Source organism: Pseudomonas aphyarum, assembly GCF_028657055.1.
GTDB classification, from domain to species: Bacteria; Pseudomonadota; Gammaproteobacteria; order Pseudomonadales; family Pseudomonadaceae; genus Aquipseudomonas; species Aquipseudomonas aphyarum.
This window is the reverse complement of record NZ_JAMDGS010000002.1, coordinates 495163-510097: the sequence shown is the minus strand read 5'-3', so window position 1 is coordinate 510097 and position 14935 is coordinate 495163. Positions and strand designations below refer to the sequence as shown.

At 61.0% G+C, this 14935-nt stretch carries 13 protein-coding genes; 12 read left to right on the top strand and 1 reads right to left on the bottom strand.

Annotated elements, in window-relative coordinates; all coding sequences use genetic code 11:
• Positions 1–48: 48 nt before the first annotated feature.
• From M5G18_RS04075 to M5G18_RS04035, 9 genes are all read left to right on the top strand, one after another.
• Positions 49–780, top strand: coding sequence for a response regulator (locus M5G18_RS04075; RefSeq protein WP_085697149.1), 732 nt, complete (start codon positions 49–51; stop codon positions 778–780).
• Positions 781–811: 31 nt separating this feature from the next.
• A complete protein-coding gene (locus M5G18_RS04070) occupies positions 812–2239 on the top strand; it encodes an ATP-binding protein (protein ID WP_207986257.1) in 1428 nt (475 codons plus the stop codon).
• A 296-nt stretch (positions 2240–2535) separates the two neighbouring features.
• The gene (locus tag M5G18_RS04065; RefSeq protein ID WP_273899302.1) at positions 2536–3795 is read left to right on the top strand and encodes a D-mannose isomerase; all 1260 of its coding nucleotides are present in this window, start codon (positions 2536–2538) and stop codon (positions 3793–3795) included.
• A gap of 118 nt (positions 3796–3913) precedes the next feature.
• Positions 3914–5215: an ABC transporter substrate-binding protein gene (locus tag M5G18_RS04060; protein WP_007951167.1), complete on the top strand. Its 1302-nt coding sequence runs from the start codon at positions 3914–3916 to the stop codon at positions 5213–5215.
• Between the two features lie 93 nt (positions 5216–5308).
• Positions 5309–6217 carry a carbohydrate ABC transporter permease gene (locus tag M5G18_RS04055; protein ID WP_007951166.1) on the top strand — a complete coding sequence of 303 codons (909 nt, stop codon included), beginning with the start codon at positions 5309–5311 and terminating at the stop codon, positions 6215–6217.
• Positions 6210–7055 carry a carbohydrate ABC transporter permease gene (locus M5G18_RS04050; protein WP_007951164.1) on the top strand — a complete coding sequence of 282 codons (846 nt, stop codon included), beginning with the start codon at positions 6210–6212 and terminating at the stop codon, positions 7053–7055. Before M5G18_RS04055 ends, M5G18_RS04050 begins: the two co-directional genes overlap by 8 nt.
• A 2-nt stretch (positions 7056–7057) precedes the next feature.
• Positions 7058–8218, top strand: coding sequence for an ABC transporter ATP-binding protein (locus M5G18_RS04045; RefSeq protein WP_273899303.1), 1161 nt, complete (start codon positions 7058–7060; stop codon positions 8216–8218).
• 132 nt (positions 8219–8350) lie between these two features.
• Positions 8351–9697 (top strand): carbohydrate porin, encoded by a 1347-nt coding sequence (locus tag M5G18_RS04040; RefSeq protein ID WP_273899304.1) that lies wholly within the window; start codon positions 8351–8353, stop codon positions 9695–9697.
• A 116-nt stretch (positions 9698–9813) separates the two neighbouring features.
• Positions 9814–10668, top strand: a complete 855-nt coding sequence (locus M5G18_RS04035) for a D-hexose-6-phosphate mutarotase (protein WP_273899305.1) — start codon at positions 9814–9816, stop codon at positions 10666–10668.
• Positions 10669–10932: 264 nt separating this feature from the next.
• On the opposite strand, the gene M5G18_RS04030 is transcribed toward M5G18_RS04035, so the two are convergent.
• Positions 10933–11793, bottom strand: a complete 861-nt coding sequence (locus M5G18_RS04030) for a MurR/RpiR family transcriptional regulator (protein WP_169842436.1) — start codon at positions 11791–11793, stop codon at positions 10933–10935.
• Between the two features lie 226 nt (positions 11794–12019).
• On the opposite strand from M5G18_RS04030, the gene zwf reads away from it, so the two are divergent.
• From zwf to M5G18_RS04015, 3 genes are read left to right on the top strand one after another with little or no spacing between them, the layout of a single operon-like run.
• The gene (zwf, locus tag M5G18_RS04025) at positions 12020–13486 is read left to right on the top strand and encodes a glucose-6-phosphate dehydrogenase (RefSeq protein ID WP_273899306.1); all 1467 of its coding nucleotides are present in this window, start codon (positions 12020–12022) and stop codon (positions 13484–13486) included.
• The gene (gene pgl / locus M5G18_RS04020; protein WP_085606568.1) at positions 13473–14186 is read left to right on the top strand and encodes a 6-phosphogluconolactonase; all 714 of its coding nucleotides are present in this window, start codon (positions 13473–13475) and stop codon (positions 14184–14186) included. The genes zwf and pgl overlap by 14 nt, the downstream gene beginning before the upstream one ends.
• 17 nt (positions 14187–14203) lie before the next feature.
• Positions 14204–14869 carry a bifunctional 4-hydroxy-2-oxoglutarate aldolase/2-dehydro-3-deoxy-phosphogluconate aldolase gene (locus M5G18_RS04015; RefSeq protein ID WP_011335602.1) on the top strand — a complete coding sequence of 222 codons (666 nt, stop codon included), beginning with the start codon at positions 14204–14206 and terminating at the stop codon, positions 14867–14869.
• Positions 14870–14935: the final 66 nt, after the last annotated feature.

Here is a 14935-nt window from a genome sequence, read left to right as displayed (position 1 = left end):
CACATCAGGCATAATCCGCCCAATTCCAACAACAAGGATGCCTTCGAAGTGAGCTCAGTCAACAAGTCGATTTTGTTGGTCGATGACGACCAGGAGATACGCGAGTTGCTGGAAACCTACCTGACCCGCGCGGGTTTTCAGGTACGGGCCACGGCGGATGGCGCCGGTTTTCGTCAGGCGCTGAACGAAGCGCCGAGCGATCTGGTGATCCTCGATGTGATGCTGCCCGATGAAGACGGCTTCAGCCTGTGCCGCTGGGTGCGCCAGCATCCGCGTCAGGCCCAGGTGCCGATCATCATGCTCACCGCCAGTTCCGACGAAGCCGACCGGGTCATCGGCCTGGAGCTCGGCGCCGACGATTACCTCGGCAAACCTTTCAGCCCCCGCGAACTGCAAGCCCGGATCAAGGCCCTGCTGCGTCGCGCCCAATTCGGCCAGGAACGCGGCGGCAGTGAAGTGCTGGCGTTCGATGAGTGGCGGCTGGACATGGTCAGCCATCGACTGTTTCACACTGACGGCGAGGAAGTGATTCTGTCCGGCGCCGACTTCGCCCTGCTGAAACTGTTCCTCGATCACCCTCAGGAAATCCTCGACCGCGACACCATCGGTAACGCCACCCGAGGCCGCGACCTGATGCCCCTCGACCGCATCGTCGACATGGCCGTCAGCCGTTTGCGCCAGCGTCTGCGCGACACCGAAAAGCCGCCACGGCTGATCCGCACCGTGCGTGGCAGCGGCTACCAGCTGGCAGCCAATGTGGTTGCCGGCAATGGTCACTGAGTTCCTGCGCACCACCGCGCGCAAAGTGCCGATGCCGCGTTCGCTGCTCGGGCGGATGCTGCTGCTGACGTTGCTCGCGGTGTTATTTGCCCAGACCCTGTCCAGCGTGATCTGGGTTTCCCAATTGCGCGCGACCCAGCTCGAAGGCCTGGTCACCAGCGCTCGCAGCCTCGCCCATTCGATGACCGCCAGTGTCAGTTACTTCCGTTCGTTGCCAGTGGCCTATCGGCCGCTGGTGCTCGACCAATTGCGCAGCATGGGCGGCACGCGTTTTGTGGTGACGCTCAATGACAAACCGTTGGGCATGGAAGTGCTGCCGGTGACGCCGCGCAAGGCCGCGGTGCTGAAAGCGGTGGATGAAGTGCTGCGTCAGTCGCTGGGTCAGGACACTGACATCCTGGTGACCTTCGTCAGCCCCGATGACTTACGGATCTTCAACGCCGGGTTGAAACTCGATGAGTTGCCACGTTCGTGGGCGCATTACGCGTTGACCCTGGAACCGGTGAATCCGCCGGTGCTGGTGACCCAGATTCAGTTGGCGCCCGGTGAGTGGCTGTACATCGCCTCGCTGTTGCCCGAGCCCTATACCAGTCTGGAAGAACAAGGCCTGCCGACTCAGCAGGTGTGGTTCATCGTCTTCACCAGTGGATTTTTGTTGTTGTTCATCGGCCTGCTGGTGCACTGGCAGAGCCGGCCACTCAAGCGTCTGGCGCGGGCCGCGCGGGACTTGTCGCTGGGCGCCGACGTCGAGCCGGTGGCCGAGGGCGGTGGCAGTGAAGTGGTGGAAGTGGGGCGCGCGTTCAACACCATGCGCGAGCGGATCAGCCGTTACCTGACCGAGCGCAGCCAATTGTTCAGCGCGATTTCCCATGACCTGCGCACGCCGATCACCCGTCTACGACTGCGGGTCGAACTGCTGGAAGACGAAACGCTGCAAACCAAGTTCGGCCGCGATCTGGATGAGCTGGAGCTGCTGGTCAAAGGCGCGCTGCAATGCGTGAAGGACACCGACATCCACGAAAACATCGAGCCGGTGGACCTGAATCATGTGCTCGACTGCCTGGTGGAGCCGTATCTGGCGCCCAACGGCAACGGTCGCGTGACCCAGCAGGGACGGGCGCTGGCGGCGTATCCGGGCAAGCCATTGGCGCTCAAGCGTTGCATCGGCAACCTGATCGACAACGCGTTGAAGTACGGGCAGAACGCGCATTTGCACATCGATGACGATGACAGCGCATTCGTGTTGCACGTCGACGACGAAGGGCCGGGCGTGCCGGAGCAGCGGCTGGAGCAGGTGTTCGAGCCGCACTTTCGGTTGGCGGGGCAGCAGCAGGGGTATGGTCTCGGTTTGGGGATTGCCCGCAACATTGCCCATAGCCATGGCGGGGAGGTGACGTTGCAGAATCTGCGTGAGGGTGGGTTGCGCGTGACCCTGCAATTGCCGCGATCGGCGGACTGAGTCAAAAGCGTTTCCCTCACCCCAGCCCTCTCCCGGAGGGAGAGGGAGCCGACCGAGGGATATTGCAGAGGTTCGCCGACCTGAACGATTTGCGTTGAATCCATAATCGATAAAGTCTTTCAGGTCGATGTATGGCGCCAGACACCTCGGTCGGCCCCCTCTCCCTCCGGGAGAGGGCTGGGGTGAGGGCTGGCTCTTTGTCACGACTCAGTGACAAAACCCGCCCCCTTCGTTACAAGCCCCTCCCGGCCCGTTGTTTAGACTCCCCGCAGTCATAACAACAAAAAAGGCCACCCATGGATCACTTCAATCCGGGCTTCAGCAGTTGGCTGAACGCCCCTGCCCACCAGCAATGGCTCGCCAATGAAGGCCTTCGTCTGCTGGCATTTGCCAAGGCTTCGCGGCTGCCCGAAGGCTTTGGCAATCTCGATGAGCGCGGCCAGCTTCAGGCCGGCGCGCAAGCCGAAACCATGAACACCGCACGCATGACCCACAGTTTCGCCATGGCCCACATTCAAGGCCTGCCGGGGTTCGCCGAGCTGGTCGATCACGGCATTGCGGCCCTGCGCGGCCCGTTGCGTGATGCGCTGCACGGCGGCTGGTTCGCTGTCGCCGAACACCGTGACGGCAACACCGGCAAGAACGCTTATCTGCATGCTTTCGTCGCCCTCGCGGCGAGTTCCGCGGTGGTTGCGCAACGCCCCGGCGCCCAAGCGTTGCTGGATGACGCCATCGACATCATCGACACCTATTTCTGGAGCGAAGAAGAGGGCGCCATGCGCGAATTCTTCAACCGCGACTGGCGCGAAGAAGAAGCCTATCGCGGCGCCAACAGCAACATGCACGCCACCGAAGCCTTCCTTGCGCTGGCCGATGTCACCGAAGATCCACGCTGGCTGGTGCGTGCGCAACGCATTGTCGAACGGGTGATTCACGGTCATGCCGCCGCCAACGATTACCTGGTGATCGAGCATTTCGACCGCGACTGGCAGCCGCAGCGTGAATACAACCATGACAATCCCGCCGACGGTTTTCGTCCCTACGGCACCACGCCGGGCCACGGTTTCGAGTGGGCGCGGCTGTTGCTGCACCTCGAAGCGGCGCGGGTTCAGGCCGGTATGCTCACCCCCGGCTGGCTGGCCACCGACGCGCAAAAGCTGTTCGAACAAAACTGCCGCCATGGCTGGGATGTCGATGGTGGGCCGGGCATCGTCTACACCCTCGACTGGCACAACAAAGCGGTGGTGCGCCATCGCCTGCACTGGACACACGCCGAGGCCAGCGCTGCCGCCAGTGCCTTGCTCAAACGCACCGGCGATGCGCAGTACGAAACCTGGTATCGCCTGTTCTGGGAATTTTGCGAAACACATTTCATCGACCGTTGCGACGGCAGCTGGCATCACGAACTCGATCCGCAGAACCGCCCGAGTGCCGATATCTGGGCGGGCAAACCGGATCTGTACCACGCCTGGCAGGCCGTTCTAATTCCGCGTTTGCCGCTGGCACCGAGCATGGCCAGTGCTCTGGCACACCTGTCCCGAAGCGTTCCTGTGTAACCATGTGGTGACATTCGCGCGTCCCTTCGTTACCTGCGAGGGGAAACGCTCTGTTTAAACTCGTGTGCAGCGCAAGCACCAGACTTGCATGCATAACAACAAGAAAGGTACATCTCAGATGAATGCGATTTCTCGCCTCGCTACTGTCATTTCTGTCGCCTCCCTGTTCCCGCTCGCTGTGCTGCCCCTGAGTGTTTCCGCTGCCGAATCCAAAGGTTCGGTGGAAGTCGTGCATTGGTGGACGTCCGGTGGCGAAAAAGCTGCCGTCGATGTGCTCAAGGCACAAGTCGAGAAAGACGGTTTCACCTGGAAAGACGGCGCTGTCGCCGGCGGTGGCGGTGCGACTGCCATGACCGTGCTGAAAAGCCGCGCGGTAGCCGGCAACCCGCCAGGCGTTGCCCAGATCAAGGGCCCGGACATCCAGGAATGGGCGTCGACCGGTCTGCTCGACACTGACGTCCTGAAAGACGTTTCCAAGTCCGAGAAGTGGGACAGCCTGCTCGACAAGAAAGTCTCCGACACCGTGAAGTTCGAAGGTGATTACGTGGCCGTGCCGGTGAACATTCACCGCGTGAACTGGCTGTGGATCAACCCGGAAGTCTTCAAGAAAGCCGGTATCGAAAAAGCCCCGACCACCCTCGAAGAATTCTACGCCGCCGGCGACAAGCTCAAAGCTGCGGGCTTCATCCCGCTGGCTCACGGCGGTCAGCCATGGCAGGACAGCACCGTGTTCGAAGCGGTCGTGCTGTCGGTGATGGGCGTTGATGGTTACAAGAAAGCCCTGGTCGACCTCGACAACGCTGCCCTGACCGGCCCGGAAATGGTCAAGGCCCTGACCGAGCTGAAGAAAGTCGCGACCTACATGGACCAGGACGGCAAAGGCCAGGACTGGAACCTGGAAGCGGCCAAGGTCATCAACGGCAAGGCCGGCATGCAGATCATGGGTGACTGGGCCAAGTCCGAATGGACTGCCGCCAAGAAAGTCGCCGGCAAGGACTACGAGTGCGTAGCCTTCCCGGGCACCGACAAGGCGTTCACCTACAACATCGACTCGCTGGCCGTGTTCAAGCAGAAGGACGCGGGCACCGCGGCCGGTCAGCAGGACATCGCCAAAGTCGTGCTGGGTGAAAACTTCCAGAAAGTCTTCAGCATCAACAAGGGCTCGATCCCGGTGCGTAACGACATGCTCGCCGACATGGGCAAGTACGGTTTCGACTCCTGCGCCCAGACCGCTGCCAAGGACTTCCTGGCAGACGCCAAGAACGGCGGCCTGCAACCGAGCATGGCGCACAACATGGCGACCACGCTGGCAGTGCAGGGCGCGTTCTTTGATGTCGTGACCAACTACATCAACGACCCGAAAGCCGACCCGGCCGACGCTGCCAAGAAACTCGGCACTGCCATCAAGGCTGCCAAGTAACGTCAGCGTAGAGCAGCTGCAAGCTTCAGGTCGCGCATCGGCCTGAAGCCTGCCGCTTGCAGCGGTCCTTCATCTTCTTTACTGGATCTTCCCATGAGTTCTGTTGCTGTGTTCAGCAAGGCCTCGCCGTTCGACGCATTGCAGCGCTGGCTACCGAAACTGGTGCTGGCGCCGAGCATGTTCATCGTTCTGGTGGGCTTCTATGGCTATATCCTCTGGACGTTTGTCCTGTCGTTCACCACGTCGACCTTCCTGCCGAACTACAAGTGGGCAGGGCTGGCGCAATACGAGCGTCTGTTCGACAACGACCGCTGGTGGGTGGCGAGCAAGAACCTGGCCGTGTTCGGCGGCATGTTCATCGGCATCACTCTGGTAATCGGCGTGACCCTGGCGATTTTCCTCGACCAGAAAATCCGTCGTGAAGGCTTCATTCGCACCATTTACCTGTACCCGATGGCGCTCTCGATGATCGTCACCGGTACCGCGTGGAAATGGCTGCTCAACCCGGGCATGGGCCTGGACAAATTGCTGCGGGACTGGGGCTGGGAAGGCTTCCGTCTCGACTGGCTGATCGACCCGGATCGCGTGGTGTATTGCCTGGTGATCGCGGCGGTCTGGCAGGCTTCGGGTTTCATCATGGCGATGTTCCTCGCCGGTCTGCGTGGCGTCGATCAATCGATCATCCGTGCCGCCCAGATCGACGGCGCAAGCATGCCGCGCATCTACTGGAAGGTTGTGCTGCCAAGCCTGCGTCCGGTGTTCTTCAGTGCGGTGATGATCCTGGCGCACATCGCGATCAAGAGCTTCGACCTGGTGGCGGCCATGACGGCCGGCGGCCCGGGTTATTCCTCCGATTTGCCGGCGATGTTCATGTACTCGTTCACCTTCAGTCGTGGACAGATGGGCATGGGCTCGGCCAGTGCAATCCTGATGCTCGGTGCGATCCTCGCGATCATCGTGCCTTACCTGTACTCCGAGCTGAGGACCAAGCGTCATGACTAGTCTCGCCTCCAAACCGGCCATCAGCCTGAGTCGCATCGCGATCTACGCGGTGCTGATCCTCGCGGTCCTGCTGTATCTGGTACCGCTGGTGGTCATGCTGCTGACCAGCTTCAAGACCCCGGAAGACATCTCCACCGGCAACCTGCTGAGCTGGCCGACCGTGGTCAGCGGCATCGGCTGGGTGAAAGCCTGGGCCACCGTTGACGGCTACTTCTGGAACTCGATCAAGATCACCGTTCCGGCCGTGATCATCTCCACCGCCATCGGTGCGTTGAACGGTTATGTGCTGTCGTTCTGGCGCTTCCGCGGATCGCAACTGTTCTTCGGTCTGCTGTTGTTCGGCTGCTTTCTGCCGTTCCAGACCGTGCTGCTGCCGGCGTCGTTCACCCTCGGCAAGATGGGGCTGGCGAGCACTACCACGGGCCTTGTGTTCATCCATGTGGTCTACGGTCTGGCGTTCACCACGCTGTTCTTCCGTAACTACTACGTGAGCATTCCGGATGCACTGATCAAGGCGGCACGTCTCGATGGCGCGGGTTTCTTCACGATCTTCCGCCAGATCATCCTGCCGATGTCCACCCCGATCATCATGGTCTGCCTGATCTGGCAGTTCACCCAGATCTGGAACGACTTCCTGTTCGGCGTGGTGTTCTCCAGCGGTGATTCGCAACCGATCACGGTGGCGCTGAACAACCTGGTCAACACCAGCACCGGGGCCAAGGAATACAACGTGGATATGGCGGCGGCGATGATCGCCGGGCTGCCGACCCTGCTGGTCTATGTGGTCGCAGGCAAGTATTTCGTGCGCGGGCTGACGGCCGGCGCAGTCAAGGGGTAATCATGGCTACGCTCGAACTTCGCAATGTAAACAAGACCTACGGTGCCGGCCTGCCGGACACCCTGAAGAACATCGAACTGTCGATCAAGGACGGTGAGTTCCTGATCCTCGTCGGGCCTTCGGGCTGCGGCAAGTCGACCCTGATGAACTGCATCGCCGGCCTGGAAACCATCACCGGCGGCGCAATCATGATCGGTGACCAGGACGTCAGCGGCATGAGCCCGAAAGATCGCGACATCGCCATGGTGTTCCAGTCCTACGCGCTGTACCCGACCATGAGCGTGCGCGAGAACATCGAGTTCGGTCTGAAGATTCGCAAGATGAGCCAGTTGGCGATCGACGAAGAAGTCGCCCGCGTGGCCAAGCTGCTGCAGATCGAGCACCTGCTCAATCGCAAGCCGGGCCAGCTCTCCGGCGGTCAGCAACAGCGCGTGGCGATGGGCCGTGCCCTGGCGCGTCGACCGAAGATCTACCTGTTCGACGAACCGCTGTCCAACCTCGACGCCAAGCTGCGCGTCGAGATGCGCACCGAAATGAAACTGATGCACCAGCGCCTGAAAACCACCACGGTCTACGTGACCCACGACCAGATCGAAGCGATGACCCTGGGCGACAAAGTGGCGGTGATGAAGGACGGGATCATCCAGCAGTTCGGTACGCCGAAAGAGATCTACAACGACCCGGCCAACCTGTTCGTGGCGAGCTTCATCGGTTCGCCGCCGATGAACTTCATCCCGCTGCGCCTGCAACGCAAGGACGGCCGTCTGGTGGCGCTGCTCGACAGCGGCCAGGCCCGTTGCGAATTGCCGATGGCGATGCAGGACGCCGGTCTCGAAGACCGCGAAGTGATCCTCGGCCTGCGCCCGGAGCAGATTGCGCTGGCCAACGGCGAGGGCAACGGCCTGCCGAGCATCAAGGCGGAAGTGCAGGTCACCGAGCCGACCGGTCCGGACACCCTGGTGTTCGTCAACCTCAACGACACCAAGGTCTGCTGCCGTCTGGCGCCGGACGTGGCGCCGCAGGTGGGCGAGACCCTGACCCTGCAATTCGATCCGTCGAAAGTGCTGCTGTTCGACGCCAAGTCCGGCGAGCGCCTGGGGGTTGCAGGCCTGCCGAAAACCGAATCGCACAGCGCCAACGTGGCCCAGTTCAAGGGTCGCTGATCAACAAATGCGGGAGCGGGCTCGCCCGTTTCCGCAGGGAGCACGCGGTGCGTGGCCTGTCGCGCGCCGCATCAGATGTAAACCGCGTTAGATAAGAAGAACAGTTAATAACAATAAAACGAGGATGTAGGGATGAAGAAGAACAACAACGCTCAGCGTATCGGTCAGTTGTCGGCGATTGCGGCAATGATGCTGGCCGGTAGCGTCCACGCGGCTGACGCGTTCAGCTCCGATTCGGAGTGGATGACCGGGGACTGGGGTGGCGAACGTACCAAGCTGATCGAGCAGGGTATCGACATCAAGATGGACTACGTCGGTGAAGTGGGCGGCAACCTTCACGGCGGTTTCAACGACGACAAGACTGCGCGTTACGCCGACCAGTTCGGTCTGGGCGTGGCGCTGGATCTGCAAAAACTGTGGGGCTGGGACAACACCCAGGCCAAGGTCCAGTTCACCAACCGTAATGGCTACAACATTTCCAACGACCGCGTTGGCGATCCGCGTGCCGGCACTCTGAGCTCCTCGCAGGAAGTCTACGGTCGTGGCCACATGGTGCGTCTGACCCAGCTGTGGATCAAACACCAGTTCTTCGACAACAAGCTCGACATCAAGGCCGGTTACTTCGGTGAAGGCGAAGACTTCAACACCTTCCCGTGCGAGTTCCAGAACCTGGCGTTCTGCGGTTCGCAAGTGGGTAACTGGGCGACCAACATCTGGTACAACTGGCCGGTCAGCCAGGCGGCCATTCGCGTCAAGTACAACATCAACGACGAGCTCTACGCGCAGATCGGTGCGTACAACCAGAACCCGTCGCAACTGGAACACGGCAACGGCTTCAAGCTGAGCGGCAGCGGCACCAAAGGCACCGTATTGCCAGTGGAACTGGTCTGGTCGCCTAACCCGAACAGCCTGCCGGGCGAATACCGTGTCGGTTACTACAAGAGCACGGCCGATGCCGACGACGTTCGCGAAGACGTCAACGGTTTCGACGCGGCAACCACCGGTGATGCCTACCGCACACACAGCAGCAAGCACGGTTACTGGTTCGTTGCGCAACAGCAACTCACCAGCCACAACGGTGACAAGAGCCGTGGCCTGAGCATCGCTGCCAACGCCACGTTCCACGACAAGGACACCAACTTCATCGACAACTACCAGTCCGTGATGTTTGTGTACAAAGGTCTGTTCGATGCGCGTCCGAAGGATGACTTCGGTATCGGTGCGGCACGCATTCACGTCAACGATGACGTGAAGAAAAACGCTGAACTGCTCAACGTCTCCAACGGTGTTTCGGACTACGACAATCCGGTGTTCGCGCCGATTCGTGAAACCGAATACAACTACGAGATCAACTACGGCTTCCACGTGACCAACTGGCTGACCGTGCGCCCGAACCTGCAATACATCACTCATCCGGGCGGTGTGGATGAAGTGGATAACGCTTTGGTCGCTGGTCTGAAAATTCAGTCTACGTTCTGACGCGTCTGCGATAAGCTCCTCTCTATGTGCGCATATTTGCGGACAGCCCAGGCTGTCCGCTTTTTTTTGGAAAGGGGTGTCGCAGCCCATGAAAGTTGAATCTGGAACCGTGGCCCATGCATGAGCATCCGCTGCAACGCTTCTTCAAATCCCTGCGCGAACGACCGGTGTTCGCCTGGGAGCGCTATCAGATGCGCGATGTGCTGGTGATCGATCATCCGCTGTGTCAGGCGGTGTTCAGTCGTCAGGGTGCGCAGTTGCTGCACTTTCAGCCACGCGGGCAGAAGCCGTGGTTGTGGTGTGCGGCGAAGTGGCCGCATGTCGGCGCGATTCGTGGCGGCGTGCCAGTGTGCTGGCCGTGGTATGGCCGTCATCCGAGCGAAAACGCGTGGCCGTCCCATGGCTGGGCGCGACTGCTGGACTGGAAACTGCTCGACAGCAGCACCGCCGATGACGGCGTGCGCCTGCATTGGCAATTGCAGCTGTGCGACTGGCAGGTGGACCTGCACGCGCACCTGGGCGAACGCATGGAGTTGCGCCTGAGCACCGAGCATCAGGACGACATGCCGTGCCAGTTGAGCCAGGCTTTGCACGCTTACTGGCGTATTGGTGATGTGAGTGAGATAGCGCTGTCTGGGCTCGAAGGTGCGCAGGGTTACGATCAGTTGAACCGTGAGGTTTGCCAGCAGGAAGGCGAGTTGCGGGTCGATGGTGGCTGTCAGCGCGTGTTCCAGCACGACGGCGAATTGCAGCTCAAGGATCACGCTTGGCAGCGCGAATTGTGCATCGATACCGGCGACAGCGCGGACACCGTAGTGTGGCATCCGGGGGCACGGCCGTTGCTGGGCGTGAGCTGGGATGAGATTTCGGAATTTGTTTGTGTTGAGGCGGCGGCGGGAGGGACTGACAGCCTGCATCTGGCGCCGGGGGAGAAGGCGCATTTGAGTTTGCAGGCTTGGGCTGGGGTTTGAGTGTGTCAGTCCCACCGCTGCCCTCACCCTAGCCCTCTCCCAGGGGGAGAGGGGACTGACCGAGTTGGATTGGCTATGTACATCGACCTGCGACTGCGGCGGTGATCTTGGCTTGGCCAAGCCAGAGGTCGCGGTGACCGGGATCCATAATCGACCCAATCTTTCAGGTCGATGTATAACGCAAGACACCTCCGTCGGCTCCCTCTCCCTCCGGGAGAGGGCTGGGGTGAGGGTTGCTTTTTTAGCTTTTAAGCTTTTAACGCCTCAGTTGAATTCATCCCCAACCGGATACCGGCTCGCATTCAAGCTCTCTTTGATCTTGCGCAGATGCGGCTGGAAATCCACCCCGCGACGCAGCGTCATCCCCGTCGCCAGTACATCCAGCACCGTCAACTGAATGATCCGCGAAGTCATCGGCATGTAGATGTCAGTGTCTTCCGGCAATGGAATATTCAGGCTCAGCGTACTGGCCTTGGCCAGTGGCGAATTCTCTGCTGTCAGGCCCAGCACCGAAGCGCCGTTCTCCCGGGCGATGCGCGCCACTTCCACCAGTTCGCGGGTGCGGCCGGTGTAGGAAATGATCACGAACAGCTCGCCGGTGTGCGCCACCGAAGCAATCATGCGTTGCATCAGCACGTCGGCGTGGGCGGTCACCGCCAGGTTGAAACGGAAGAACTTGTGCTGCGCATCCAGCGCCACCGGAGCCGAAGCACCCAGGCCGAAGAAGTGGATCTGCCGGGCCTGGATCAACAGGTCGACGGCGCGGCTGATCAGGTTCGGGTCCAGCGCCTGGCAAGCGCTGTCCAACGACGCGATCGCACTGCCGAAAATCTTCTGCGTGTAAGCCTCGGGATTGTCGTCGGCTTCTACTGCACGGCTGACATACGCCGCGCCGCTGGCCAGGCTCTGGGCCAGTTGCAGCTTGAGTTCGGGGTAGCCGCTGACGCCGAACGAACGGCAGAAACGGTTGACCGTCGGTTCACTGACCGACGCCGCCTGGGCGAGGGCGGCGATGCTGAAGCGGGTGGCCTGCTGTGGGTTGAGCAGGATCACTTCGGCGACTTTGCGTTCGGCCTTGTTCAGCTCTTCAAGGCGACTCTGGATCTGTTCCAGTAAATTTCGCACGCGGTCCATAAGAATTCCTAGATTCACCGGCGCCGATAAGCGCGCGGCTATGCAAATTGGGCCTTTGATGTGGCCCGTGACGGTGGCCTATCCTACTGATGGCTCCGACCGACCACCACTCGGAATCTGTATTTTGCGAAAATGTTGTGATTATTACTACATTTTCCCTTGAGTGATGCCTTGAAAAAAGGTATTTGTAGCTTAACTTGATAAAAGAACAAACATCATGCCTTCGATTACGGTTGAACCGTGCACCTTCGCCTTGTTCGGCGCCTTGGGCGATCTGGCTCTGCGCAAGCTGTTTCCTGCCCTTTATCACCTTGATGGCGCCGGCCTGCTGCACGAGGACACGCGCATTATCGCACTGGCCCGTGAGGCGGGCACCGAGCAGCAGCACCTGGCGTTCATCGCCGCCGAGCTACGCCGTTACGTGGGCAAGGAACTGGACGAGGCCGTGGCCGAGCGCTTTCTGGCGCGTCTGACCTACCTGCACGTCGACTTCCTCAAGGCTGAAGATTATGTGGCGCTGGCCGAACTGGCCGGCAGCGCGCAACGCATGATTGCCTACTTCGCCACTCCGGCGGCGGTGTATGGCGCGATCTGCGAGAACCTGGCGAAAGTCGGTCTGGCGGAAAACACCCGCGTGGTGCTGGAAAAACCGATCGGCTCCGACCTGGAATCCTCGCGCAAGGTCAACGACGCCGTGGCGCAGTTCTTCCCGGAGAACCGCACCTACCGCATCGACCATTACCTGGGCAAAGAAACCGTTCAGAACCTGATCGCCCTGCGTTTCGCCAACAGCCTGTTCGAAACCCAGTGGAACCAGAACTACATCTCCCACGTGGAAATCACCGTGGCCGAGAAGGTCGGTATCGAAGGCCGCTGGGGTTACTTCGACAAGGCCGGCCAGCTGCGGGACATGATCCAGAACCACCTGCTGCAACTGCTCTGCCTGATCGCCATGGACCCGCCGGCCGACCTGTCCGCCGACAGCATCCGCGACGAGAAGGTCAAGGTGCTCAAGGCTCTGGCGCCGATCAGTCCGGAAGGCCTGACCACGCAAGTGGTGCGCGGCCAGTACATCGCCGGGCACAGCGAAGGCAAGTCCGTGCCGGGCTACCTCGAAGAACCGAACTCCAACGCCCAGAGCGACACCGAAACCTTCGTCGCCCTGCGTGCCGACATCCGCAACTGGCGCTGGGCCGGCGTACCTTTCTACCTGCGCACCGGCAAGCGCATGCCGCAGAAACTGTCGCAGATCGTCATCCACTTCAAGGAACCGTCGCACTACATCTTCGCCCCCGAGCAGCGCCTGCAGATCAGCAACAAACTGATCATCCGCCTGCAACCGGACGAAGGCATTTCCTTGCGCGTGATGACCAAAGAGCAAGGCCTGGACAAGGGCATGCAACTGCGCAGCGGCCCGCTGCAACTGAATTTTTCCGACACCTGGCGCAGCGCTCGGATCCCCGATGCCTACGAGCGGTTGTTGCTGGAAGTGATGAACGGCAATCAGAACCTGTTTGTCCGTAAAGATGAAATCGAAGCCGCGTGGAAATGGTGTGACCAGCTGATCGCCGGGTGGAAAAAATCCGGTGACGCGCCCAAGCCGTATGCGGCCGGGTCGTGGGGGCCGATGAGCTCCATTGCATTGATCACGCGGGACGGGAGGTCGTGGTATGGCGATATCTGATGTGAAACTGCCCGAGGGCGTGAATGCCCGCGAATTCAAGAGCCCGGTGCTGCTCGCCGAAGGCCTGGCGCTGAATGTCGCCAAGCAATTGAGCGAAGCGCTGGCGGCACGCGGCAACGCCGTGCTGGTGGTGTCCGGCGGTCGTAGCCCGGTGGCGTTTTTCCAGCACCTGGCCAAGCAGGAACTGGACTGGTCGAAGGTCGTCGTGACCCTGGCCGACGAGCGCTGGGTGCCGGTCGAACACGCCGACAGCAACGCCGGTCTGCTCAAGCAATATTTGCTCAAGGGCCCGGCGGCCAAGGCGCAGTTTCTCAGCCTTTACAGCGCGGCGGCCAACGTCGAGCAGGCTGCGGAGCAGGCCGATCGTTTGCTCGCCGAGTTGCCGCCCATCGACGTGCTGGTGTTGGGCATGGGCGATGACGGTCACACCGCGTCGCTGTTCCCGGACAGCCCGAACCTGGCCGAAGCCCTGCAAGCCGACGGCACCCGTCGCTGCTGGCCGATGCTGGCGCCAAGCGTGCCGCGTCAGCGCCTGACCATGAGCCGCGCACTGCTGGCCTCGGCCCGGCACAAGATTCTGTCGATTTCCGGTCAGTCGAAACTGACCACCCTGAATGCCGCACTGGCATCCAACGACGTCGCCGCCATGCCGGTTCGCGCGTTTCTGCAACCTACGTTAGAGATTTACTGGTGCCCATGAGCCAAGGAACAGCCGCTATGACAACCCCATCCCCGACCGTTTCCATGGCGGACAAAGTTGCCCTGATCGACAGCCTCTGCGCCAAGGCGCGGATCCTGCCGGTGATCACCATCGCCCGCGAACAGGACGTGCTGCCGCTGGCCGACGCCCTGGCCGCCGGTGGTCTGACCGCGCTGGAAGTGACCCTGCGTTCGCAGTTCGGCCTCAAGGCGATCCAGATCCTGCGCGAACAGCGCCCGGAACTGGTGACCGGTGCGGGCACCGTGCTCGACCGCAATATGCTGGCTGCAGCCGAAGCCGCCGGTTCGCAATTCATCGTCACGCCTGGCATCACTCGTGACCTGCTGGAAGCCAGCGTCGAAAGCCCGATCCCGCTGCTGCCGGGCATCAGCAATGCCTCCGGCATCATGGAAGGCTATGGCCTGGGTTATCGCCGCTTCAAGCTGTTCCCGGCTGAAGTCAGCGGCGGCGTGGCGGCAATCAAGGCCCTTGGCGGCCCGTTCGGCGAAGTGAAATTCTGCCCGACTGGCGGCGTCGGCCCTGCCAACATCAAGAGTTACATGGCGCTGAAAAACGTCATGTGCGTGGGCGGTAGCTGGATGCTCGATCCTGAGTGGATCAAGAACGGCGACTGGGCCCGCATTCAGGAATGCACCGCCGAGGCGTTGGCGCTGCTGGACTGATTCTCACCTTACACTTCGTTGTGTGTTCTACGGCTTTACGGTGCGCTTGGTCGGTGCACCGTTTTT